General features: G+C 69.7%; 23 protein-coding genes and 1 pseudogene. 14 read left to right on the top strand and 10 right to left on the bottom strand.

What is annotated here, in order from left to right; all coding sequences use genetic code 11:
- The first annotated feature begins 15 nt into the window (after positions 1–15).
- Together A5787_RS23630 and A5787_RS23625 are read left to right on the top strand one after the other, a co-directional pair.
- On the top strand, positions 16–960 hold the full coding sequence (locus A5787_RS23630; RefSeq protein WP_066971572.1) for an NAD-dependent epimerase/dehydratase family protein: 945 nt from the start codon (positions 16–18) through the stop codon (positions 958–960).
- Positions 961–1230: 270 nt separating this feature from the next.
- Entirely contained in the window at positions 1231–3882 is a 2652-nt protein-coding gene (locus tag A5787_RS23625; protein ID WP_066971570.1) for a PE family protein, read from the top strand.
- Between the two features lie 70 nt (positions 3883–3952).
- On the opposite strand, the gene A5787_RS23620 is transcribed toward A5787_RS23625, so the two are convergent.
- The 3 genes from A5787_RS23620 to A5787_RS23610 are packed head-to-tail and all read right to left on the bottom strand — an operon-like array spanning position 3953 to position 6291.
- Positions 3953–4309, bottom strand: a complete 357-nt coding sequence (locus A5787_RS23620; protein ID WP_066971568.1) for a DUF2304 domain-containing protein — start codon at positions 4307–4309, stop codon at positions 3953–3955.
- The gene (locus tag A5787_RS23615; RefSeq protein ID WP_066971566.1) at positions 4306–5007 is read right to left on the bottom strand and encodes a glycosyltransferase family 2 protein; all 702 of its coding nucleotides are present in this window, start codon (positions 5005–5007) and stop codon (positions 4306–4308) included. Before A5787_RS23615 ends, A5787_RS23620 begins: the two co-directional genes overlap by 4 nt.
- Positions 5008–5031: 24 nt before the next feature.
- Positions 5032–6291: a hypothetical protein gene (locus A5787_RS23610; protein ID WP_066971562.1), complete on the bottom strand. Its 1260-nt coding sequence runs from the start codon at positions 6289–6291 to the stop codon at positions 5032–5034.
- A gap of 107 nt (positions 6292–6398) precedes the next feature.
- Between A5787_RS23610 and A5787_RS23605 the strand changes: the two genes are divergently transcribed.
- A complete protein-coding gene (locus tag A5787_RS23605) occupies positions 6399–7493 on the top strand; it encodes a DUF475 domain-containing protein (protein ID WP_066971561.1) in 1095 nt (364 codons plus the stop codon).
- Here A5787_RS23605 and A5787_RS23600 read toward each other — a convergent pair.
- A complete protein-coding gene (locus A5787_RS23600) occupies positions 7490–8182 on the bottom strand; it encodes a hypothetical protein (protein ID WP_066971560.1) in 693 nt (230 codons plus the stop codon). The genes A5787_RS23605 and A5787_RS23600 overlap by 4 nt on opposite strands.
- 59 nt (positions 8183–8241) lie before the next feature.
- Positions 8242–8733 (bottom strand): inorganic diphosphatase, encoded by a 492-nt coding sequence (locus A5787_RS23595; protein WP_066971559.1) that lies wholly within the window; start codon positions 8731–8733, stop codon positions 8242–8244.
- A gap of 114 nt (positions 8734–8847) precedes the next feature.
- Here A5787_RS23595 and dacB point away from each other — a divergent pair, with 114 nt between their 5' ends.
- The 4 genes from dacB to hpt are packed head-to-tail and all read left to right on the top strand — an operon-like array spanning position 8848 to position 12887.
- On the top strand, positions 8848–10233 hold the full coding sequence (gene dacB / locus A5787_RS23590; protein ID WP_156764101.1) for a D-alanyl-D-alanine carboxypeptidase/D-alanyl-D-alanine-endopeptidase: 1386 nt from the start codon (positions 8848–8850) through the stop codon (positions 10231–10233).
- Positions 10230–11294 carry a zinc-dependent metalloprotease gene (locus A5787_RS23585; RefSeq protein WP_066971555.1) on the top strand — a complete coding sequence of 355 codons (1065 nt, stop codon included), beginning with the start codon at positions 10230–10232 and terminating at the stop codon, positions 11292–11294. Before dacB ends, A5787_RS23585 begins: the two co-directional genes overlap by 4 nt.
- Positions 11273–12232, top strand: a complete 960-nt coding sequence (gene tilS, locus A5787_RS23580) for a tRNA lysidine(34) synthetase TilS (RefSeq protein WP_066971553.1) — start codon at positions 11273–11275, stop codon at positions 12230–12232. Before A5787_RS23585 ends, tilS begins: the two co-directional genes overlap by 22 nt.
- Positions 12233–12275: 43 nt before the next feature.
- Positions 12276–12887, top strand: a complete 612-nt coding sequence (gene hpt / locus A5787_RS23575; RefSeq protein WP_066971551.1) for a hypoxanthine phosphoribosyltransferase — start codon at positions 12276–12278, stop codon at positions 12885–12887.
- On the opposite strand, the gene A5787_RS23570 is transcribed toward hpt, so the two are convergent.
- Positions 12875–13627: an SIMPL domain-containing protein gene (locus tag A5787_RS23570; RefSeq protein ID WP_066971549.1), complete on the bottom strand. Its 753-nt coding sequence runs from the start codon at positions 13625–13627 to the stop codon at positions 12875–12877. The two genes, hpt and A5787_RS23570, sit on opposite strands and share 13 nt — an antisense overlap.
- Before the next feature lie 323 nt (positions 13628–13950).
- Between A5787_RS23570 and A5787_RS23565 the strand changes: the two genes are divergently transcribed.
- The 3 genes from A5787_RS23565 (at position 13951) to A5787_RS23555 (ending at position 15991) form a co-directional block, all read left to right on the top strand.
- Positions 13951–14250, top strand: a complete 300-nt coding sequence (locus A5787_RS23565) for a PE family protein (RefSeq protein WP_066971547.1) — start codon at positions 13951–13953, stop codon at positions 14248–14250.
- A 13-nt stretch (positions 14251–14263) separates the two neighbouring features.
- Positions 14264–15484 (top strand): PPE family protein, encoded by a 1221-nt coding sequence (locus A5787_RS23560; RefSeq protein WP_066971542.1) that lies wholly within the window; start codon positions 14264–14266, stop codon positions 15482–15484.
- Positions 15485–15748: 264 nt separating this feature from the next.
- Entirely contained in the window at positions 15749–15991 is a 243-nt protein-coding gene (locus A5787_RS23555; RefSeq protein WP_156764096.1) for a hypothetical protein, read from the top strand.
- Positions 15992–16066: 75 nt separating this feature from the next.
- On the opposite strand, the gene A5787_RS23550 is transcribed toward A5787_RS23555, so the two are convergent.
- A complete protein-coding gene (locus tag A5787_RS23550; RefSeq protein ID WP_066971538.1) occupies positions 16067–16417 on the bottom strand; it encodes a hypothetical protein in 351 nt (116 codons plus the stop codon).
- A gap of 176 nt (positions 16418–16593) precedes the next feature.
- On the opposite strand from A5787_RS23550, the pseudogene A5787_RS28825 reads away from it, so the two are divergent.
- The 4 genes and pseudogenes from A5787_RS28825 to A5787_RS23530 form a co-directional block, all read left to right on the top strand.
- Positions 16594–16887, top strand: a pseudogene (locus A5787_RS28825) (PE family protein); the annotation flags it as partial.
- Positions 16888–17453: 566 nt separating this feature from the next.
- Complete coding sequence (locus tag A5787_RS28680) at positions 17454–18569, top strand: PPE family protein (protein ID WP_066971534.1); 1116 nt, start codon at positions 17454–17456, stop codon at positions 18567–18569.
- Positions 18570–18645: 76 nt separating this feature from the next.
- The gene (locus tag A5787_RS23535) at positions 18646–18942 is read left to right on the top strand and encodes a WXG100 family type VII secretion target (RefSeq protein ID WP_066971532.1); all 297 of its coding nucleotides are present in this window, start codon (positions 18646–18648) and stop codon (positions 18940–18942) included.
- Between the two features lie 31 nt (positions 18943–18973).
- Positions 18974–19258, top strand: a complete 285-nt coding sequence (locus tag A5787_RS23530) for a WXG100 family type VII secretion target (RefSeq protein ID WP_066971530.1) — start codon at positions 18974–18976, stop codon at positions 19256–19258.
- A gap of 9 nt (positions 19259–19267) precedes the next feature.
- Here A5787_RS23530 and A5787_RS23525 read toward each other — a convergent pair whose 3' ends face one another.
- From A5787_RS23525 to A5787_RS23515, 3 genes are read right to left on the bottom strand one after another with little or no spacing between them, the layout of a single operon-like run.
- Entirely contained in the window at positions 19268–20281 is a 1014-nt protein-coding gene (locus tag A5787_RS23525) for a zinc-binding dehydrogenase (RefSeq protein ID WP_066971528.1), read from the bottom strand.
- Positions 20281–21471 carry an LLM class flavin-dependent oxidoreductase gene (locus A5787_RS23520; RefSeq protein WP_066971526.1) on the bottom strand — a complete coding sequence of 397 codons (1191 nt, stop codon included), beginning with the start codon at positions 21469–21471 and terminating at the stop codon, positions 20281–20283. The genes A5787_RS23525 and A5787_RS23520 overlap by 1 nt, the downstream gene beginning before the upstream one ends.
- A complete protein-coding gene (locus tag A5787_RS23515) occupies positions 21468–22436 on the bottom strand; it encodes an alpha/beta fold hydrolase (protein WP_156764095.1) in 969 nt (322 codons plus the stop codon). Before A5787_RS23515 ends, A5787_RS23520 begins: the two co-directional genes overlap by 4 nt.
- Between the last annotated feature and the right edge of the window lie 43 nt (positions 22437–22479).

The raw sequence follows: 22479 nt of genomic DNA, 5'->3' as shown, positions 1-22479 counted from the left end.
TTGTATGGTGGGCCGGTGCGCGCACTGGTCACCGGGGGAGCCGGATTCATCGGGTCGACGCTAGTCGACCGCCTGCTGGCCGACGGTCACACGGTGGTGGGGCTGGACAATTTCGCGACCGGCCGCGCGACCAACCTCGAGCACCTGGCCGACAACCCGGCCCACGTCTTCGTCGAGGCCGACATCGTCACCGCCGACCTGCACGCCATCCTGGACGAGCACCGCCCGGAGGTGGTGTTCCACCTCGCGGCCCAGATCGACGTGCGGCACTCGGTGGCCGACCCCCAGTTCGACGCGTCGGTCAACGTCATCGGCACCGTCCGCCTGGCCGAGGCGGCCCGCCTGACCGGGGTGCGCAAGATCGTGCACACCTCGTCGGGGGGATCCATCTATGGCACGCCGCCGGTGTACCCGACCCCCGAGACAGTGCCCACCGACCCGGCGTCGCCGTACGCCGCGGGCAAGGTGGCCGGCGAGATCTACCTGAACACGTTCCGCCACCTGTACGGCCTGGACTGCTCGCACATTGCGCCCGCGAACGTGTACGGCCCCCGCCAGGACCCGCACGGCGAGGCGGGCGTGGTGGCGATCTTCGCCCAGGCGCTGCTGTCGGGAAAGCCCACCAAGGTGTTCGGCGACGGCGGAAAGACCCGCGACTACGTGTACGTCGACGACGTGGTGGACGCCTTCGTGAAGGCCTCCGGCGACGCGGGCGCTGGGCTGCGCTTCAACGTCGGCACCGGAATAGAAACATCGGACCGCCAACTGCATTCGGCGGTGGCCGCGGCCGTCGGGGGGCCAGACGACCCGGACTTTCATCCGGATCGCCTGGGTGACCTGAAGCGGTCGTGCCTCGACATCGGCCTGGCCGCAGAGGTTTTGGGCTGGCGCCCGCAAATTCAGCTCGACGAGGGCGTGCGCCGCACGGTGGAGTACTTCCGCAACGCCCACACCGTTTGACCCTCCGCCGAGCGTGCACTGACGGCGAAAATCCGGCGGATTTTCCGCCCTGGTTACACGTTCGACGGCTGTTCGGGTTGTGTCCGGTCTAAAGCCTTGCCCCGCAACAGCGTCACGCTGGTGGAGTGACAGCGCCGATCGCGAAATGTCCGATCAATTGTTGGCCCGACAAACTGGCGGAACTGGCGACCTGGATCGGGGACCGCTATACCATTGGCCTGTGCTAGCGGCTCTGGCTATGGCTGAGGTATCCCAGGGTGGAGGATCGTCATGTTGCTTGTGAGCGCGGATCCGGAATTGGCTGCGGCGGCAATGGATTTGGCGAATATTGGTTCGGCGGTCCGCGCGGCCAACGTGGCGGCGGCGGCCCCGACAACTGGGTTGTTGGCGGCGGCTGCGGACGAGGTGTCGGCGGCGATTGCGTCGCTGTTTGGGGAACACGCGCTGGTCTACCAGGCGGTCAGCGCCCAGGCGGCGGCGTTTCACGAGCAGTTTGCGCAGGCGGTGAATGGCGCCGCGAGCTCGTATGCGGCCGCCGAGGCGGCCAACGCGAGTCCCCTGCAGGCCGCGCTGAACCTGATTAACGCTCCCACCGAGGCGCTGGTGGGACGCCCGTTGATCGGCAATGGCGCCGACGCACCCGCCGGCAGCGGGTTAAACGGCGGGGCCGCCGGGATCCTGATCGGCAACGGCGGCAACGGCGGATCCGGCGTGGCCGCCACGGGCGGGCCCGGCGGCAACGGCGGGGCGGCCGGGCTGCTGTGGGGTCACGGCGGCAGCGGCGGGGCCGGCGCGAACAATTCCGCGGCCGGCGGCGCCGGCGGCGCCGGCGGGAATGGCGCTGCCGGTGGGCTGTTCGGTGGTGGTGGTGGCAACGGCGGCACCGGGGGCAACGGCTTCGGCATCGGAGGCGGGAACGGCGGTAGCGGCGGCGCCGCGGGTGCCGCGGGGTTCTTCGGTGGCGCCGGCGGTAACGGCGGCGACGGCGGCAGTGGTACCGGCGCCGGTGGCGCCGGCCGGCCCGGCGCGAATGGCGGGCTGTGGTACGGCAACGCCGGTAACGGCGGCGACGGTGGTATCGGCGGCACGGTGGCGACGTCCGGCGCGGCCGGAGCCGGCGGCAACGCCCAGCTGTTCGGCAATGGCGGCAGGGGCGGGATGGCCGTCGGCGGGAATGTTCTGGGCGGCGCCGCCGGCCACGCGGGACTATTGGTCGGCAACGGCGGCACCGGCGGCAGTGGTCAAGCCGGCGCGAATGGCGGGTTCCTGTATGGCAACGGCGGCGACGGTGGCCAGTCCATCGGCCAGGCTCTCGCCCCCGGTAACGGTGGGCACGCCTGGCTGATCGGCAACGGCGGTGCCGGTGGCGCCGCGTTCGTGCAACAGGCCGGCGGGGCGGGCGGCAATGGCGGGATCGTGGCCGGTAACGGCGGTATCGGCGGCCACGGCGGCGTGGGCCTCCAGGGAGGTGTCGTCAACGGCGGTAACGGCGGTAACGGCGGCAATGCCATGGGTCTGTTCGGTCACGGCGGGGCCGGCGGCACGGGCGGGCCCGGCGCGGGCGGTTTCGGGGGCAATAACAACGGCGGCACCGGAGGCGCTGGCGGTACGGGAGGACTGGTGTATGGCGACGGCGGCCGCGGCGGCGACGCCGGTGTCCCTTTGAACGGCGGAACCGGCATCGGCGGTAACGGCGGCAATGCCGTGGGGCTGCTCGGCAACGGCGGCGCCGGCGGTGCCGGCATGAATGGCGGCAGCGGCGGTAACGGCGGCAATGCGGGTCTCTTCGGCAGCGGCGGTAACGGCGGCGACACGGGTGGCGCCGGGACCGTCACCGCGGGAACCGGCGGTAGGGGCGGCAACGCACAGCTCGGCGGCAACGGCGGTAACGCGAGCAACGGCACGGGCCAGGCGGGCGGCAGCGGGGGGCTGCTGTTCGGCAACGGCGGAAGCGGCGGCTCCGGCGGGGCCGGCGAGGCCGGCGGCGGTGGGGGGGCTGCCGGGCTTTTCGGCGCCGGCGGCACCGGCGGGCTCGGTGGGCCCGGTGAGCCCGGCGGCAATGGTGGTCATGGCGGGGCCTTGTGGGGTAATGGCGGTGCGGGCGGCAACGGCGGTGACGCCGCCACCGCCCCGGGCGCCGTCGGCGGTGCGGGCGGCAACGCTGGACTGTGGGGCAATGGCGGCAGTGGCGGCAGGGGCGGCAATGCCGGTTTTAACGGGGTCGGCGCGGCCGGCGGCGCGGCGGGCACTGGCGGGCTGCTGCACGGCGATGGCGGCGCCGGCGGCAACGGCGGTAACGGCGGAGCCCGCGGCGGGGCCGGTGCCACCGGCGGCGACGCTGGCATGTACGGCAACGGCGGCAGCGGTGGCAGCGGCGGCATCGCCAGCGGCGGCACCGGCCCCGGCGGCGCCGCCGGGGCCGGCGGGAACGGCGGCTACCTGCGGGGTGACGGGGGTAACGGCGGCAATGGCGGGAGCGCCCAGGCCGGCGGTGCCGGCGGGAACGCGGGCATGTTCGGCAGCGGGGGCGCCGGCGGCAACGGCGGAACGCCCGTGTTCGGCACCGGCGCCCAGGGTGGTGACGGCGGCGCCGGAGGACGGCTGTACGGCAACGGCGGCTCCGGTGGGAACGGCAGCAATGGCGTGGCGAGCGGCTCGGGCGGCAATGGCGGTAATGGCGGTGCCGCCGTCGGACTGATCGGCAATGCCGGCAACGGCGGCACCGGCGGCAGCGGCGGGAATTTGACTGGTAACGGCGGTACCGGCGGTAACGGCGGGAACGTCGTCGGGCAGATCGGCAATGGCGGCAATGGCGGCAACGGCGGCGCCGCCCCCGGGACTGGCAACGTAGGCATCGGCGGCAGCGGTGGTACCGGCGGCCGGCTGTACGGCAACCGAGGCACCCACGGGCTGATCGGTTAGGCCAGTCGCCACATCGCGGAGGCGTCCGACTTCGGTTTCATCCCAAAGGTTTTGCGGTGGTGGTCGCGGGTCAGCTCGACGACGCCGTGCGCTGCTCGGGTTCCTGTGCGCCCTCCAGCGCGACGGCCCGGGCCAGTCGCGCGTAGCGCAATTCCAGGTCCTTGAACCGCATGTAGGTGCTCAGCGTGGTGAAGCTGAACGCCATGATCAGCGCGTAGAGCATCAGGTCGGTGCCACGGCGCACGCCGAACCAGTGCGCCACCACCGTCGTATCGTCGGGCCGCAGCACGGCGTAGACGCCGGCGAGCACGAACATGACGTAACCGACCTTGACCCACGCCTTGGATCGTGAGCTCCGGCGGGACCTCAGCAGGTAGACCAGTAGCGCGACGATCGCCCCGATCAGCAGCACCTGGATCCAGTTCATCTCGAAGTCCTCCCTCGCAGGAACCCGTCGAAAATGATGTTGACGCCGTTGAGCAGGGGTTGCCCCTTGGACTTCGAGTATTCGGTGTACAGCACCTCGACGGGTTGTTCCGCTACGCGCCAATGGTTTTCGGCAATCAACGAAATGAACTCATTGGCGTGGCTCATGCCGCTCATGGTGATGTCGAGCCCGTCGGCGACCCTCTTGTTGAACACGCGCAGCCCATTGTTGGTGTCGGTCAAGCCAAGTCGGCGACCGCGGCGGCTGAGCCGCGCCGCGGTCTGCAGCACGATCCGCTTGAAAAACGGCGGCCGGCTGCCCTCCCGCGTGCCGAACCGGGTGCCGATGACGACGTCGACGTCGGCCGCGCCGAGCCGGTCGACCATCGCGGCCACGTCCTTGACGCGGTGCTGGCCGTCGGCGTCGAAGGTGGCGAACACCTGCGCCCCCGGCTGCTTGCGGGCGTACTCGACGCCGGTCTGGATCGCCGCGCCCTGGCCGAGGTTGACCGGATGGCGCACCAAATGGGCCCCGGCCCGCCGGGCGATCTCGCCCGTGCCGTCGGTGCTGCCGTCGTCCACGCAGACGGCGTGATCGAAGACCGAGCGCACGTCGGCGATCACCTCGCCGATGACCGCGGCCTCGTTGAAGGCGGGAATGACGATCCAGACGCCGGAGTATTGGGATTCAGTAGCCATCTAAGCCCATAAGGGTAGCCAGGATCAGCCGGTTAAGCGCCCGGCGCGCGCCAGCGCCGCCAGGTGGACACCGATTCCCACCAGCGGGCCGCACAACAGGCCGACCACGGTGCGCGTCTGCAGCGGCAGCGGCAACATCAACAACAGCCCCGACGCCACCGTCGCCCCGACCCACCCCAGCGCATAGGCCCGATGCAGTGCGGCCGCGACGGTGGCGGCGCCGGTCAGCGTCAGCATGGCGATCGCCACGGCGGCCGCCGTCAGCCAGGCCAGCAGCGCGCTGCTCGCCTGGTACTGCGGCCCGAAGAAGACGCGCAGCAACCAGGGCCCGACCACCCCGGCCGCCAGCACGCCGACCGCGCCGATGCCGCCGATGATCGCCGCCGGGCGTACCAGCGCCCGGAGCCGGTCGCTGCGCTCGTCGACGAAGTGAGCGATGAGATTGCCCTGCATGGCGGTCAGCGGCACCAGCAGCGGCGCGCGGGTCAAGGTCACCGCGAGGATGATCACGCCGCCCTCCGCCCCCAGGTCGGTGCTGGTCAGCTTCAGCAGGACCGGAAAGCCCATCACCAGGATCGCGCTGGCACCGGCCGCGGTGATCGAGTGGGCGGCCCCGCGCAGGAAGGTCGCGGTGTCGCCCGGTGTCAGCAGCCGGGCCGCTGCGCGCGCCGTCGGCGAGATGGCCAGCGTGATCAGCCACGCCGTCGCGCCGGCCACGGTGGCCCACAGGAACCCGGCCAGGCCCCAGCCGATCGCGAACGTCGCCGCCGCCACCGCCACCCGGATGACCGCGTCGGTCACCATGAGCGCCCCGTATGAGGTCCAGTGGTTGGTGCCGGCCAGCATGCCGAGCAGGGTGGCGTGCAGGCAGAATCCGGCCAGCCCGACGCTGAGCAGAGCCACCGACAGCCAGCGCGCCTCGACGAAAACCCGGGCGCTCCACAACGGCGAGCTGCCGGCGATCACCACGGCCGCCGCCACGCCGACCAGCGCGGCGACGCGCAGCGGATGGGTGCGCCCGAGCGAGGCCGCCCCGATGTCGCCGAGGTAGCTCGCCGAGCGGACCTCCCGGGTGCTCTCCTGCAGCAACCCGTTGGCGGCGCCGGTCACCAGGCCGAACGCCCCCCAAAACACCCCGAAGATCGAGAAGCCGCGCGGCGCCAGATCACGGGCGGCCAGATAGATCACCGCGTACCCGCACAGCGCGGTCAACGCGGTGGCGGTGCCGACCCGGGCCACGCTGCCACGCGCGACCGGCCCCCTGGAGGCCCCGACTTCGGTCACCGGGGCAGCGCCTGTTTCCCCACAATTTGAAAATAGTAAGTGCCCGGCAGTGACGGACCGCGCCGGCGAGGCGGTTCGCTATCGTGGGCGGCTGTCGGGAAGGATCCATGGCCGCGTTCCGCATCTTCGGGATTTCGCTGTTAATCACCGTGGCGGCGCTCGCCGCCGGGTACGCCCACGGCGGACCGAACGCCCTTTTTGTGCTGGTGGTGCTGGCCGTTCTCGAGGTGTCGCTGTCGTTCGACAACGCGATCATCAACGCGGCGATCCTGAAGCGGATGAGCCCGTTCTGGCGGCAGATGTTCCTGACGATCGGGATCTTGATCGCCGTGTTCGGCATGCGGTTGGTGTTCCCGTTGCTGATCGTGTGGGCGACCGCGGGCCTGGCACCGGTGCGCGCATTCGAGTTGGCGCTCAACCCGCCGCCGCACGGTGCGCAGGAATTCCCCGATGGGTCACCCAGCTACGAAAAGCTGATCGTTGCCGCCCACCCCCAGATCGCGGCCTTCGGCGGAGTCTTTCTATTGATGCTGTTTTTGGATTTCGTCTTCCACGACCGGGATATCAAGTGGCTCAAGTGGATTGAGATCCCGTTCGCGCGCATCGGGCGCCTGGGTCAGGTGTCGGTGGTGGTGGCCGCGGCCGCGCTGGTCCTTGCCGGGACGCGGCTGACGCACTCCAGCGACGAACGCGCGACGGTCTTGATCGCCGGGCTGCTGGGTCTGATCACCTACCTCATCGTCAACGGTATGAGCCGGGCGTTTCGGCCCTCCGACGTCGAGGCGGTGACGGCCGGCAAGGCCGCCGGCGCGGCGGTCGGCAAGGCCGGGCTGACGCTGTTCCTCTATCTCGAGGTGCTCGACGCCGCCTTCTCCTTCGACGGGGTCACCGGCGCCTTCGCGATCACCTCGGACCCGATCCTCATCGCGCTGGGCCTGGGGCTGGTGGGCTCGATGTTCGTCCGGTCGATCACCATCTATCTCGTCCAACAGGACGCCCTGGACCGCTACGTGTACCTGGAACACGGCGCGCACTGGGCGATCGGCGTGCTGGCCGCGATCATGTTGTTCTCCATCGAGCCGCGTTTTCAGGTGCCCGAGGCGGTCACCGCTTCGGTGGGCGTGGTCTTCATCGCGGCGGCGTTGGGCTGGAGCGTGTTGCGCAACCGGCGCACTGCCAGGGCCGCGGCGAACTCGACCTAGGCCTCGATCTGCCCGGCGATGCGCCGTTCGATGGCGGCGCGGGCCGGCGCCGGCAGCGCGATGAGCCCGTCGAGTTCCTTGCGTGCCCGCAGGTAGGCGTTCTGTCGCTCGTCGTGCGTGGCCGCCTCGTCCTGCGCCAGGTGCAGCAGGTTCTGCGCGCGCGCCAGCCGTTGCTGGTCGTCCTGCGAGAAGTCGCTACGGCGGCGGCGGATCGCCTCGGCCTCGGCGATCTCGAACGCGCTGATGTACTCGTGCACGGCGTCGCGGTATTCCCGTTGAGCCGTCCGGTCACCGACCAGGTCCTCGGTGCGCTCCGGGCGCAGCAGGTCGGCGCGCGCCTTCGCCCTGTGAAACGCGATGGTCAGCGGAGCCCGCATGTCGGTCATCATGGGGAAGTCCAGCAGCTTGGCGATGTCGAGCTCGTAGTCGAACCACCGCGCGTCGGTACGGTCGTGCGCCGCAAGCAGTTTCGCGAGCTCCCGGCGTGAGCCGTCCAGGTTGTCGCGCGCGCGCCCGGACGCCTGTGCCGCCGCGATCTTGGCCTGCTGCTTCAGCCGGTAGCGCTCGAGGCGCCGTTCGGCGCGGCGCTCGTTGGCCGCCGCGACCGCCCTGACGCTCGCGGCGATCGAGCCGCCCAGTGGGAAGATCAGCCACCAGAAATTGCCGGCGAAATGGAGCAGCGGGGTCACATCGCCAGGATGCCACCGCGCCGCGGCGCGCGCGGTTATGCCGAAAGCGTGAGCGCGGGTCAGTGCCCGCCGGACGCCTTGAACCGCTCCACCGAACGCTGCACCTCCGCTTCGGCTTCGGCGCGGTCGACCCAGTCGGCCGCCTTGACGAACTTGCCCGGCTCCAGCGCCTTGTACTGCGAGAAGAAGTGCTTGATCACGTCCAGTTCGAATTCCGGCACGTCGCCGATGTCCTGGACGTGGTCCCAGCGGTGGTCGCCGGCCGGCACGCACAGCACCTTGTCGTCGCCGCCCGCCTCGTCGACCATCCGGAACATGCCCACCGGGCGCGCCTCCACGATCACGCCGGGGAACACCGACTGCGGCAGCAGCACCAGGGCGTCCAGCGGGTCGCCGTCCTCGCCCAGGGTGTCCTCGATGAACCCGTAGTCCGTGGGATAGGCCATCGAGGTGTAGAGGTAGCGGTCCAGACGTACCCGGCCCGTCTCGTGATCGACCTCGTACTTGTTGCGTTGGCCTTTCGGAATCTCGATCGTCACATCGAATTGCACCGCGCGGGCTCCTTCACGAGGGGTGGGTCTTGGTAGGTCAGTACGCCGGGCATCACCCTAGTCGAGCGTCTTGCGGTCGATTCGGCAGAATGGGTTCAAACAGTCAGGAGAGTGATGGGTCCTACTCGCTGGCGGAAATCCACCCAAGTGTTCATCGGGCTGGCCGTGCTGGCGTTCGTCGCCGCGGTGGTGGCGGCGGCGACGTTTTTCACCACGGGCGGCCACGGCGCCGGCGCCGCGCACGTCCCGGTGCCGCCGCCGCGTCCGCCGACGGTCAAGCCGGGGATGGTCGCGGTGCCTGATACCGCCGAGACGCCCAGCCCGGGCGGCGTGGCCGGGGCGCTGGGACCCGTGGCCGCCGATCCCAACCTGGGCAAGCTGGGGGGCCGGATCACCGACGCCCTCACCGGAAAAGAGCTCTGGCAGGTCGCCCCCGACCTGCCGCTGGTGCCGGCGTCGACCAACAAGGTCCTGACGGCCGCCGCGGCGTTGCTGACGCTGGACCGTCAGGCCCGGATCAGCACCCGGGTGGTCGCCGGCAGCCAGAATGCGCAGGGCCCCGTCGTGCTGGTCGGTGCCGGTGACCCGGCGTTGTCGGCGGCGCCGCCGGGTGTGGACACCTGGTACCGGGGTTCGGCGCGCATCAGCGACCTGGTCGAGCAGGTCCGCCGCAGCGGCGTGACCCCGACCGCGGTGCAGGTCGACACCTCGGCGTTCAGCGGACCGACGATGGCCCAGGGCTGGGACCCGGCCGACGTCGACAACGGCGACATCGCGCCGATCGAGTCGGTGATGATCGACGCGGGCCGCATCCAGCCGACCACGGTCAACTCGCGGCGGTCCAGGACGCCGGCGCTGGACGCCGGCCGGGAGCTGGCCAAGGGCCTCGGGCTGGATCCGGGCGCGGTGACGATCGGCACGGCGCCGTCCGGCGCGCGGCAGTTGGCCGTGGTGCAGTCGGCGCCGCTGATCCAGCGGCTGTCCGAGATGATGGACCACTCCGACAACGTGCTGGCCGAGTGCATCGCCCGGGAGGTGGCGGCCGCGATCAACCGGCCACAGAGCTTCGCCGGGGCGGTCGACGCGGTGACCAACCGGTTGAGCGCCGCGCACGTCGACACCGCCGGCGCCAGGCTGGTGGATTCCAGCGGGCTTTCCGTCGACGACCGGTTGACGGCCAAGACGCTGGACGGCGTGGCGCAGGCGGCCGCCGGACCCGAGCAGCCGTCGCTGCGCGCGTTGCTGGACCTGCTACCGATCGCCGGCGGCAGCGGGACGCTGGGCGACCGGTTCCTCGACGCGGCCACCGATCGAGGTCCCGCCGGCTGGCTGCGCGCCAAGACCGGCTCGTTGACCGCCGTCAACTCGCTGGTCGGGGTGCTCACCGATCGCAGCGGGCGGGTGCTCACGTTCGCGTTCCTGTCCAACGACGCCGGGCCGAACGGCCGCAACGCGATGGACGCGCTGGCCACCAAGCTCTGGTTCTGCGGGTGCGCATGACGTCGTCGTCCAGCCTGACCCTCGGTACCGCCATCGACTGGCGATTCGCCGCGACGGTCGGCCAACGGCTGGCCCGCCCGGGCCCGGCCTCCAGTGACTACACCCGCCGGCAGGTGATCGAGGAGCTGACGAGCGCGGCGGCCAAAGCCGAACCGCCGGTGCGCGAAGTCACCGGCCTGGTCACCGACGGTGCGGTTCCGGCCGCCCGCATCGTCGACCGCTCGGAGTGGATCGGCGCGGCGGCCGAGTCGATGCGGGTGATGACCAACGGCAGCGAGACGCCCCATGGGTTCCTCACGGGCCGCATCACCGGTGCGCAGACGGGTGCCGTGCTGGCGTTCGTGTCATCGGGGATCCTCGGCCAGTACGACCCGTTCGCCAGCGGCCAAGCGGCCACCAAAGAGGGAAGCCTGCTGCTGGTGTATCCGAACGTCATCGCCGTCGAGCGCCAGCTTCGGGTCGAGCCCTCCGACTTCCGGCTGTGGGTGTGCCTGCACGAGGTGACCCACCGGGTCCAGTTCACCGCCAACCCGTGGTTGTCCGACTACATGTCCGAGGCGCTGGGGCTGCTGACCCAGGACGTGGGGGAGGACATCGGCCAGGTGGCGGCGCGGCTCGCCGACTTCGTGCGCAACCGCGGCGCCGGTGCCGTCGGATCCGACGGCGGCGCGTCGGGGATCGTCGGCCTGGTGCGCGCCGTGCAGTCCGAGCCGCAACGCAAGGCCCTGGATCAGCTGCTGGTGCTCGGCACCCTGCTCGAGGGCCACGCCGACCACGTGATGGACGCAGTCGGGCCGGTCGTCGTGCCGTCGGTGGCCACCATCCGCCGCCGCTTCGACGAGCGTCGCCACCGCAAGCAACCCCCGCTGCAGCGCCTGTTGCGCGCGCTGCTCGGGCTCGACGCCAAGCTCAGCCAATACACGCGCGGCAAGGCGTTCGTCGACCACGTGGTGGGCAAGGTGGGAATGCAGCGATTCAACGCCGTCTGGTCGAGCCCCGATACGCTGCCGCAGCCCGCCGAAATCGAAAACCCCCAGCGATGGATCGACAGGGTGCTGTAGGGCGGCTGCGCACGGCTGTCGAGGCGTTCGCCCACAGCTATCTCGCCGCCGAGCAGCCGTGGTGCGTGGCGCTGTCCGGCGGTCCGGACTCGCTGGCGCTCGCCGCCGTCGCGGCGCCGCTTCGGCCGACCACCGCGCTGATCGTCGATCACGGCCTGCAGGCCGATTCGGCCACGGTCGCCGAGACGGCGCGCCGGCAGGCAATCGCTCTGGGATGCGTTGGCGCGCAAGTGCTTTGCGTACAGGTGGGCAAGGGTGGCGGCCCGGAAGCGGCGGCGCGCTCCGCCCGCTACGCCGCCTTGCGCGAGTCCTCCGCCGGCCCGGTGCTGTTGGCCCACACACTCGACGATCAGGCCGAGACCGTGCTGCTGGGACTGGGCCGCGGCTCGGGGGTGCGCTCGATCGCCGGGATGCGCGCGCACGACCCCCCGTGGTGTCGGCCGTTGTTGGGGGTGCGGCGTTCGGCGACGCACGCCGCGTGCGCGGAACTGGGTCTGACCGCCTGGCAGGACCCGCATAACAGCGACCGGCGCTTCACCCGAACCCGGCTGCGCCTGGAGGTGCTGCCGCTGCTGGAGGACGTGCTCGGTGGCGGCGTGGCCGAGGCGTTGGCCCGCACCGCTACCGCGTTGCGAGAGGACACCGAGCTGATCGACGCCCTCGCCGTGCAAGCGCTGCCCGGGGTGCGGGCAGGCTCGGGGCTGCAGCCCGGGCCCCTCGGTGGATTGCCCGGCCCAGTGCGGCGGCGGGTGATCCGCGGCTGGCTGCTGGCCGGGGGCGCGACCGGGTTGACCGACAAGCAGATTCGCGGCGTGGACACGCTGATCACCGACTGGCGCGGGCAGGGCGGGGTGGCGGTGGGCTCGCCGCTTCGGGCTGAGCGACTGATCGCCGGGCGGCGCGACGGCCTGCTCACATTGTGGCGGGAACCTGTGTAAATCGGGACTGCCGTTGGTTATTCGGCCGCTGGCGTGGCACTCTGTGGTCGTGGCCCAGACGTCGCCGCCGATCACCCCGGCGCAGCCCGCGGAGCTGTATCCCGGGGATATCAAGTCGGTGCTGCTCACCGCGGAGCAGATTCAGGCCCGCATCGCCGAACTGGGCGAGGAAATCGGCAACCACTACCGCGAGCTTGCCGCCGAAACGACCCAGGATTTGCTGCTGATCACCGTGCTCAAGGGGGCGGTGATCTTCGTCACTGACCTGGCCCGCGCGATTCCGGTGCCGACCCAGTTCGAATTCATGGCCGTCAGCTCCTACGGGTCCTCGACGTCGTCGTCGGGCGTGGTGCGGATCCTCAAGGACCTGGACCGCGACATCAACGACCGCGATGTGCTGATCGTCGAGGACGTCGTCGACTCGGGGTTGACCTTGTCCTGGTTGCTGCGCAACTTGAAGAGCCGGCGTCCGCGCTCGCTGCGGGTGTGCACGCTGCTTCGCAAGCCCGACGCGGTGCGCGCCACGGTCGAGATCGCTTACGTGGGCTTCGATATTCCGAACGACTTCGTGGTGGGCTACGGCCTCGATTACGACGAGCGCTACCGCGACCTGTCTTATATCGGAACTCTTGATCCTCGGGTCTACGAGGAGTAGCCGGGCTCGTCGAGCTCCCACACCGCGGTCACCGAGAAGCTCACCGTTTGCTGTCCCGGCTCCAGCGGGACCGCGGCCATGCTGCGGGGCGGCGCCGGCGGCCCGCCGGGCATCGGCGCGTTGCCGGAGGCCTCCGAAATCGAGAGCACCCTGCCCAGGCGCAGGCCGGACAATTGGGCGTACTGGTCGGCGCGGGCCTTGGCGTCGTTGAACGCCCGCGCGCGGGCGTCCTTGACCAGCTGCGAGTCGTCGGCGATGGAATAGCTGACCGAGCTGATCCGGGTGGCGTCGCCGCCGGTGCCGACGATGAGGGACAGCATGCGGGACGCGGCATCGGTCGGGTGGATCTTGACCCGGATCGCGTTGGTGGCGCGATAGCCGGTGATCGTCGCGCTGCCGTTGCCGTACTGGGGCTCCAGGGTGACTGTGGTGGTGCTGATGTCTTTGCGGTCCAGGCCCGCGCCGACCAGCGCGCTGATCACCGCCTGCTGGCGATCGTTCGTCTGGTTCATCGCGGTGGTGACGTCGGGTGCGGTGAACTCGATGCCGGCCTCGGCGGTCAGGGTGTCGGGGACGCCCTGGACCTGCCCCGAGCCAACGACCGTCACTTGGCGGGGGTTCGCGCCCGGTGGCGTCGCGTTGTGCTTGTCGCACGCCGACAGGGCGGCGACGGTCAAGCCGGCGGCGGTCAAGGCAATCAACCGGCGGGCCGGCCTCGGGGCGTTTGGTGCGATCGGCATGTGTGGACACTAGCGCCAGTGGTCGCGCTGGATCGGCGGTATGCGCGAAGGAAGGTTTGGCCCGCAAAGCCTAGTGCGCGTTGCGACAATTGGGCCAAAGCTCATGTCGAACTCTAATCATATTGGTTCACAACATCTTTCATTTCATTCGCAGAAGTTGCAGCGTGTGACTCCGGCTAAATGAACAGTTTTCGACTCGACAATGAATACGCGCGGCTAAGGGTTGTGGTCCCCGGAGCTGTCCGGCCTAACCTCTGACCTACTCCGGTGACACCCCGTGGTTGCCGAAATCCATTGGTTGAAAGTGGTTTTGAGGAGAAAACATGTCGAACGTGATCACACGGCCCGAGTTGCTCGCGGCGGCGGCGGCCGAAATGCATTCATTGAATGCGTTGGTGGCAGCCGGAAATGAGGCAGCGGCGGTCCCGACGACCGGGGTGGTGCCCGCCGCTGCGGATGTGGTGTCGATGTTGACCGCGGCTCACTTCGCCTCGCACGCAAGGCTTTACCAGGAGGTAAGCGCTCAGGCCGCAGCGCTCCGCGACCTGTTGGCGACCACGCTGGGCGTCAGCGCCGGGTCATATGACGCCACCGAAGCGGCGAACACCACCGCGGTCAGCTAGGCGGGCGGCAATCATGCTGGACTTCGCGCAGTTGCCGCCGGAGATCAACTCCGCGCTGATGTACACCGGGCCAGGCTCGGCGCCGATGCTGGCCGCCGCGACCGCCTGGGAGGGCCTGGCCACCGAGTTGCACAACACGGCGTCCGCCTACCGGTCGCTGATCACCGGCCTGACCGAAGGGCCCTGGCAGGGGCCCGCCGCGCTGTCCATGGCGGCGGCGGCCGCATCGCAGGTGGGTTGGCTGGGCGGCACCGCCGAGCTGGCGGAACAGGCGGCGACCCAAGCCGGGGCGGCGGCGGGCGCCTACGAGACGGCGTTTGCAGCGACGGTGCCGCCGCCCGAGATTGCGGCCAATCGGGCGCTGTTGATGGCCCTGCTGGCGACGAATTTCGTGGGTCAGAACACGGCGGCGATCGCAGCCACCGAGGCGGACTACGCCGAAATGTGGGCACAGGACGCCGCCGCGATGTATGGCTACGCAGGTGCGTCGGCATCGGCCTCGATGTTGACGCCGTTCACTCCTGCGGCGCCCACGACCGATCCGGCCGGGTTGGCCGGGCAGGCCGCCGCCGTCGCCCGCGCGGCCGGGACCGCCGCCAGCGCGCAGGGGCTGTACGGCGTGCCCACCGCGCTGCTGAGTCTGGCGGGCCTGACGAATTCGCCGCCCTGGCTTGCCAACCCGGCGGCCGCGCTCGGCCTGACCGGACACGTGTGGAACAGCAATGGCGACGGGATCGTCGTGGCCGGCTTGCTCGGCGACCTGGTGGAGGGGTTGACCGGCTCGGCCACCGTGGACGCCAGTACGGGCTTTGACGCATTCATCCGATTGATCTCACCCACAAGGCTTTTCACCACCGCGTTCAAGGACATCCAGGGAGTGGCCCAGGCGATGATGCCGCAGGCCGCCAAGGCTGCCGAGGGCGCCGCCAAGGCAGTGGAGGCGCTGCCGCACGCCGCGTCGGGCGTGGTGGGCGGCGCCGCGGGAGCCGTGGGCAAGGCGGCGTCGGTGGGGGGATTGTCGGTTCCGGCCTCCTGGACGGGTGCGCCACCGATGGCCGGACCCGGCCTCGTGACGCTCAACGGCCTGTCGGCCGGGGCGTCCGTCGAACCGGCCACGAGCGCGCTGGGTGGGCTGCCGCTGATGAGTGGAGGAGGCCGCAGCGTGGGCCACTTTGCCGCTCCGCGATACGGATTCAAGCCCACGGTGGTGCCCCAGCCGTCCGTCGGGGGATGAGCGGGGCGGCCCCGTGATCGAAATAGACTGGGGAACAACATATTTAGGATATACGCCGTTCCCCGGCGGTGGAAGAAATTGACGTTGAAGCAGATTCGGCCCGAAGAATTCGTGGTTTAAGTCGCGCGCGTGTGGGTACAGCTTCATATGTCCCCCAAGCAATTACACACACGCCAGTACTCTCCTGCCGCGCGGCGCGCGAAGCGAATCAAGGTCACCGGCCAGCACACCATCAGGCTCGTAGCGACCACGGCGACGGTCGGCGTGGCCGCTTGGTTTGGCTCCGGCATCGCCCACTCCGACCCGAACTACGAGCAGCAAGCGTGCGCGCTGATGGATGATCACGCCACCGCGGTACACCTGGGCTATTCGTCCTATCCCAGCGAATACGCGTTCTCGGTGCTTTCCAAGGAGATGCCACCGCTGGACGCGGCGCACATCCTGCGGGCTGCCACTCATGACGTGTGCCCCAACCACGCGGGCGACATGCCGCAAGACTGGCAATAGTCCGAAGATCTCGACCGACACTCGCCGGGCGGCGCCGACTCCCCGGCCAGGCTGCGCCCGCCAACCCCCGCTGACCTAGTCGCGCGGCGGATCAGCCGGATTGGGGATCTGCAGCACCCGTTGCCGGGTGGTCATCCGGAACGGATCCAACGGTTGCGACTCGTCTAGGGCCTCGCGCACGTCGTCGAGCGTGATGAGCCCTAGTTCGACTTGCAGCCATGTGGCGCTGAGGCCGAACGCATGAGCCGCGCGCCGGGCTTCCTCGGCGTCCGGGAAGTCATCGGCGTTGGCGCGCCCGACCCCGCCATACCACCGACCTTTGGTGACCCCGCAGGCATCCCGCAATTGCTCGACGGTGATGTCGCGGTTCAGCGTGGCTTCGAGCAGGCGCTTGAGGCTCCAGCCGGCTGCGTTTGTTCTCGGCATGCCACCGAGAGTAACCGGATGCCAAAACTTGGTCAAAAGGTCTTGAGCTGCGAACCGTCAGACAAATCTAAGAAATAATGGTCTAGAACTAGACATTGATTCATAATTTATGACACAGTGTCCACACTGAGTACGCACAAACCCGCAACCGCGGTTTTCATCAGGAGGAACACCACATGTCTTTCGTCGTCACAGTGCCGGACCTGCTGTCAGCGGCGGCCGGCCGGCTGCAGGTGATCGGTTCGACCATCAGCGCGGCCAACGCGGCGGCCGCATTTCCGATCACCGGCGTGGTCCCGGCGGCGGCCGACGAGGTCTCGGCGGCGACGGCGGCGGCCTTCTCCGGTTACGGCCAGATCTATCAGGCAATCAGCGCCGAGGCCGCGGTCATCCACGACGAGTTCGTCAGCGCCCTGGGGCTCGGTGCCCACTCCTATGCGGCCACCGAGGCCGCCAACGCGACGCAGGCCGCCGGCGGCCACGTGCCGGCCGCGCCCGCCCGCATGGCCCCAACGGCGCCGGCCCGCCCCGCGATGCCCGCGCCCGCCCGCATGGCCCCAACGGCTCCGGCCCGCCCCGCGATGCCCGCGCGCATGGCGCCCAGCGCGCCGGGGGCGCCCGCCGGTCGGGCGCAGTATGGCGGCGGGTACGGCGGCGGCCGCGTGGATCCCTATTCGCGCTTCAGCTACGGCGGTCACGTCGATCCCTATTCGCGCTTCAGCTACGGCGCTCACCCGGCGCACTACGGCGGCGGTTACAGCGGTCACCCGGCGCCCGCAGTGCCCGCCCACCCGGCGCCCACCCAGCACGCTCCGGTCGCGCCCGCCTCGCCGTCCGGCCCGGCGACCCTGCCGGCCATGCCCGCTCAGCCGGCGACCGTGCAGCCGGTGCCCGCGGGACCGGCCGTACCCGTTCACCCGACGGTTCAGCACGAGCACTACATGCCCGTCTACCCGGCGCCCGCCGCACCCGAAGCTCCCACGGTCGCCGTGCCGGTGCGGGCCTAGCCACAACCACTCAAAGAAGGGATTTATCAATGGACTTCGCCGCGTTTCCTCCGGAAATCAACTCCGGGCTCATGTACGCAGGCCCGGGCTCGTCAACGATGCTGGCCGCGTCGGCGGCCTGGGACGGCTTGGCCGCCGAGCTACGTTCGGCCGCAATCGGTTACGGGTCGGCGATCTTGGAGCTCACCGACGCCGGCTGGCAGGGCCCCTCGTCGGCATCGATGGCGGCCGCGGCTGCGCCCTACGTGGCTTGGCTGCACAGCACGGCCGCGCAGGCCGAGCAGGCCGGAATGCAGGCGGCCGCGGCGGCGGCCGCGCACGAAGCCGCCTTCGCGGCTACCGTGCCCCCGCCGGTGATCGCCGCCAACCGCTCCTTGCTGATGGCCCTGATCTCCACCAACTTCCTGGGCATCAACACCCCGGCGATCGCCGCGGCCGAGGCGCAGTACGGCGAGATGTGGGCCCAGGACGCCGCCGCGATGTACGCCTACGCCGCATCCGCAGCAACGGCGTCCGCGCTGGCCCCGATGGTGACGGCGCCGCCCACCACCAACCCGGCGGGACTGGCCGGCGCCGCCATCGCGACTGCCGTCGGCAACCTGCAGGGCGCGGCACAAAGCCTGGCCGATCAGGCGGTCATGGGGCTGTCCACGATCCCGTCGGCGCTCAACTCGTCCGCGTCGACGCTGATTAGTGGGTTCCAGTCCGGCATCGGCGAATTCGCCGAACTGATCGGCGCGCCCCTCAGCCAGGGCGCCGGTATGGGAACGACGGCCGCACCGAACCCGGGGGCGCCGATCCTGGCACCGGGCACGATCATGCGGCCACCGTCCATGCCCGCAACGCCTACGCTGCCGACGATGCGCGTCAGGCCGCTGATGCCCGCCGCGCCCGAGCGCCTGATGCCGTCGTCGGCGCTGGGCAAGGCAACCTCGGTCGGGGGCTTGTCGGTGCCCGCGGGTTGGACGCCGGCGGCGGTTCCCGCCGCCACCTCGGAGGTCGCAACGATGGGTGGCGCCCCCGCGAGCGCGCCGATGCTCGCCTCGCGCGGCGTCCCCGCCACCACCGTTGCGGGCATGGAAGTGCGCGCGGCCGGGGCAGCCGAGCTGCCCCGAATGAGCGTGTTGCCCCGCGCGGTCGGATGACGGAAGGGGGAGACGCTTCGGCGACTTATCGGTGACCAATCAAGAAAAAGCACAAGGTTTTCGAAGGAGAAACGAAATGACCGCACGATTTATGACCGACCCGCACGCGATGCGCGACATGGCGGGCCGCTTCGAGGTCCACGCCCAGACGGTCGAGGACGAGGCCCGCAAGATGTGGGCGTCCTCGCAGAACATCTCCGGCGCGGGCTGGAGCGGTGCCGCCGAGGCGACCTCGCTGGACACCATGGGCCAGATGAACCAGGCTTTCCGGAACATCGTCGGCATGCTGCACGGGGTACGCGACGGCCTCGTCCGTGACGCCAACAACTACGAACAGCAGGAGCAGGCCTCCCAGCAGGCCCTGAGCAGCTAGCCCCACCCGACCAGAACAGGAGACCTTTCGCATGACGATCAACTATCAATTCTCCGACGTCGACGCCCACGGCGCCACGATCCGCGCCCAGGCCGCATCGCTGGAAGCCGAGCACCAGGCGATCGTCCGGGATGTGCTTGCCGCCGGGGACTTTTGGGGCGGCGCCGGGTCGACGGCCTGTCAGCAGTTCGTCACCGAATTGGGCCGCAACTTCCAGGTGATCTACGAGCAGGCCAACGCCCATGGCCAGAACGTGCAAACCGCCGGCGACAACATGGCCGGAACCGACAGCGCTGTCGGGTCGAGCTGGGCCTAATGGCAATGCCTACGGAGTAACGAGAATCTTGCAGTGCCGCTCGGGGTCGGCCAGGTCGTCGAAGGCCTGGCCGACCTCTTCCAGTCCGACCTCTCCGGTGATCAGTGGCGTGACGTCAATCTCGCCCTCGGCCAGCGCGCGCAGCGAGTCGCCGAACTCCTCGGGGTTGTAGGCGAGCACGAATTGCACGTTGATCTCCTTGGCGATCGCGAAGAAGGGGTGCACGGTGTCGGACTGCATGCAGACGCCCGCGACCACCAGACGGGTGCCCGGCCGAGCCCGTCGCAGCACGTCGTCGATGATTCCGGGGACCCCGACCGCCTCGAACACGACGGCGGGTTTGACGGTGTCGAATGGCGAGCCCTGGGCGGCGTCCACCGTCTGGTGTGCGCCCATCGCGGTGGCCAGCTCGCGACGCTTCGGCGAGAAGTCGGCCGCCACAATGTTTTCCACCCCTCGGGCGCGAAGGGACGCGACGATCGCGATGCCGATCGGCCCGCAGCCGAGCACCAGGGCGGTCTCGCCCGGCGCAATGTTCGACTTGTTCACCGCGTGCAGACCCACCGCCATGGGTTCGGTCAACGCGGCACGCTTGAGGTCCAGGCCGTTGGGGATGGGCATCAGCAGCGGCGCCGAAAGCAGCATCCGCTCGGCGTAGCCGCCAATGGTGCTGTTGCTGTAGACAATCGGCTCGACGCCCCTGGCGGAGAGCAGCACGGGAAGCGAGGTGACCAGGGTTCCAGGCGGATGCGTTTCCGTGTCGGGTCCGGCCTCGAGCACCTCGGCGCTGAACTCGTGCCCCATGAACACATCGCTGCTCAGGTCCACGGCCATGCCCCCGGCGCCGGCTGCCACCTGAGCGGTCATCTCCACCACCTCGTCGCCATGGGCAGCGAAATGCAGGTCCGAGCCGCAGATTCCGCACGCTTTCACACCCACCAGCACCTGACCCGGCCCGGGCACGGGCTCGGGGACGTCGTCCCGATAAACCATCCGGCCGTCGCGTAAAACCGCAGCGCGCATCAGCTTCCCGCGCCTGTCTGCTCCTCGACATGCTCGGTGATGGCCTTCACGATGGCCTCGCCGGCGCGTCCGATCAATTGGTCGCGTTTGCCCCTGGCCCAGTCGTGCGACGACCGTGGCGCCTCGAGCTGTCCCTTGAAATAGGGAATCACCTTGCGGGCCATCAGGTCATAGCAGTGGTAAGTCGCCTCCGGTGCGGCCCAGTCGTGGCCGAGCATCAGCAGCGTTCCGAAACCGCCCGACCGCTCCTGCAGGTCCTCGATGTAGGCGATCGCGTCGTCGGGCGTGCCGATGCAGCAATTGCCTTGGGACGCATAGTTCGCGACGAACTCGCGCGGCGTCTGCGCCTCACCGTCGACTGCGTTGGACAACGGCACGAAGCCCGCCGCGCCGAAGTAATTCGCGAAATCCTGGAGCCCATAGGTGCAATCGTCGATTGCCTGCTCGCGGCTGTCGGCGATGTGCATGATGCTCAGCACGCGCCAGTCGGACCGGTCCGGCTCGTCCCGGCCCACCTTGGCGGCCTGCTCGCGCACCACGTCCCAGGTGGTTTCGAGCGCGGCATAGCCACCCGGCACCGACATCGACAGCGAAAGCAGCGACGTGCCCAGCGCACCGGCCAGCCGCGGTCCGGATGGGGAAATCATTGCCGCCGTGGAGATCTCGGGATAAGGCCACGTATAGGGGCGGATGTGCAACTGCGCGTCACGCAGCGTGAACCAGTCGGAGTGACGGTCGATTCGCTCCGTCGGCTCGGCGCGGAACAGCGCGAGAATCGCCTCGAGTGATTCCTGCATCATCCGCCGCTGCTCGATCGGATCGATGCCCATCATGTACGCGTCCGACGGCAGCGCGCCCGGGCCGGTCCCGAACATGACCCGCCCGCGGGTCAAGTGGTCCAGCAGCACCCACCGATCGGCCACCATCAGCGGATGGTGGTAGGGCAACGAGACCACACCGGTGCCCAGCCGGATGTGCTTGGTGCGCTCCGCCGCGGCCGCGATGAACACCTCCGGGCAGGCGATCAGCTCGTAGCCACCGGAGTGGTGCTCGCCGAACCAGGCTTCGTCGAAGCCGAGGCGGTCCAGCGCGATGACGCGCTCCATGTCGTATTCCAATGCGAGCGTGGGGGATTGGCCGGTCGGATGGAATGGCGTGATAAAGACTCCGAAACGCAGCGGCGGGCTCATCGCAGCTCCAATCCGTCGAGGAATTCCAACAGGGTGGCGTTGACTTCTTGGGGCCGTTCCTGCTGCAGCCAATGACCGGCGCCCTCGATCAGCACCTGGCGGTACGGCCCGGAGATCGCCTCCGACGAACGGTCGGTGCTGGTGAATCCCAACACGGGATCGGCGGTCCCGGCCATGAATAAGCACGGCACAGCGATTTTGGCACCGTCGAGTTCGGCGGTGGTCTCCCAGTTGCGGTCGAAATTGCGGTACCAGTTCAGGCCGCCGGTGAATCCGGTGCGGGAAAACTCGGCGATGTAATGGTCGAGGTCGTCTTGGCTGATCCAGTCCGGCAGCCCGTTCGGTTCGGGGAGTCGATCGATGAAGCCCTCGGGGCCGGGGGCGGCCATCTTCAGCATCGCGTCCTTGCCCCCGGAACCCGTCAAGCCGCCCATCATCCGGCGCATGGTTCGGGCGGGGTCGCCATCGAGTTCGGCGTCGGCAACACCGGGCTCCTGGAAATAGAGGATGTAGAAGAAGTTTTCGCCGAACAGCTTGCGCCACGCTTTCGTCGGCGCCACGTGCGAGCGCGGCAGCGCCGGCACGCTGAGCGCGGCGACGGCCGCGACCCGGTCGGGATGCAGCAGCGGCGCGTGCCAGACCACGGGCGCACCCCAGTCGTGCCCGATCCACACGGCGCGCTCGGCGCCGACGTCGTCGAGCAGGCCGACGATGTCGGCGGTCAGCTCGTGAATGTTGTAGGCCTCGATCGCTTCCGGGCGGGACGAGCCGCCGTAGCCGCGTTGGTCGGGCGCCAGCACGTGATAGCCGGCCTCGGCCAGGGCCGGTATCTGGTGCCGCCATGAATAGGCCAGTTCGGGGAAGCCGTGGGCGAGGATCACGACGGGCGCGCCGCGATCTCCCGCCTCCGTCACCCGCAGTTGCACGCCGTTGGTGTCTACTAACCGTTCGGTTGACGAAAGCACCGTCTCACCAAAGCACAAGGACCCCGGGCTGAGAAGGGTATGT

This window comes from Mycobacterium sp. 852002-50816_SCH5313054-b (assembly GCF_001667185.1).
Classification (GTDB): domain Bacteria; phylum Actinomycetota; class Actinomycetes; order Mycobacteriales; family Mycobacteriaceae; genus Mycobacterium.
Note: the sequence above shows the minus strand (reverse complement) of the source record. Positions and strands in the feature narration are given on the sequence as shown.

Bases quoted from the DNA above. Each gene is read 5' to 3' on its own strand.
- A5787_RS23625 (WP_066971570.1), top strand. From the start codon at position 1,231: ATGTTGCTTGTGAGCGCGGATCCGGAATTGGCTGCGGCGGCAATGGAT.
- A5787_RS23620 (WP_066971568.1), bottom strand. From the start codon at position 4,309: ATGAACTGGATCCAGGTGCTGCTGATCGGGGCGATCGTCGCGCTACTG.
- A5787_RS23615 (WP_066971566.1), bottom strand. From the start codon at position 5,007: ATGGCTACTGAATCCCAATACTCCGGCGTCTGGATCGTCATTCCCGCC.
- A5787_RS23605 (WP_066971561.1), top strand. From the start codon at position 6,399: ATGGCCGCGTTCCGCATCTTCGGGATTTCGCTGTTAATCACCGTGGCG.
- dacB (WP_156764101.1), top strand. From the start codon at position 8,848: ATGGGTCCTACTCGCTGGCGGAAATCCACCCAAGTGTTCATCGGGCTG.
- A5787_RS23585 (WP_066971555.1), top strand. From the start codon at position 10,230: ATGACGTCGTCGTCCAGCCTGACCCTCGGTACCGCCATCGACTGGCGA.
- tilS (WP_066971553.1), top strand. From the start codon at position 11,273: ATGGATCGACAGGGTGCTGTAGGGCGGCTGCGCACGGCTGTCGAGGCG.
- A5787_RS23570 (WP_066971549.1), bottom strand. From the start codon at position 13,627: ATGCCGATCGCACCAAACGCCCCGAGGCCGGCCCGCCGGTTGATTGCC.
- A5787_RS23565 (WP_066971547.1), top strand. From the start codon at position 13,951: ATGTCGAACGTGATCACACGGCCCGAGTTGCTCGCGGCGGCGGCGGCC.
- A5787_RS23560 (WP_066971542.1), top strand. From the start codon at position 14,264: ATGCTGGACTTCGCGCAGTTGCCGCCGGAGATCAACTCCGCGCTGATG.
- A5787_RS23550 (WP_066971538.1), bottom strand. From the start codon at position 16,417: ATGCCGAGAACAAACGCAGCCGGCTGGAGCCTCAAGCGCCTGCTCGAA.
- A5787_RS28680 (WP_066971534.1), top strand. From the start codon at position 17,454: ATGGACTTCGCCGCGTTTCCTCCGGAAATCAACTCCGGGCTCATGTAC.
- A5787_RS23535 (WP_066971532.1), top strand. From the start codon at position 18,646: ATGACCGCACGATTTATGACCGACCCGCACGCGATGCGCGACATGGCG.
- A5787_RS23530 (WP_066971530.1), top strand. From the start codon at position 18,974: ATGACGATCAACTATCAATTCTCCGACGTCGACGCCCACGGCGCCACG.
- A5787_RS23525 (WP_066971528.1), bottom strand. From the start codon at position 20,281: ATGCGCGCTGCGGTTTTACGCGACGGCCGGATGGTTTATCGGGACGAC.
- A5787_RS23520 (WP_066971526.1), bottom strand. From the start codon at position 21,471: ATGAGCCCGCCGCTGCGTTTCGGAGTCTTTATCACGCCATTCCATCCG.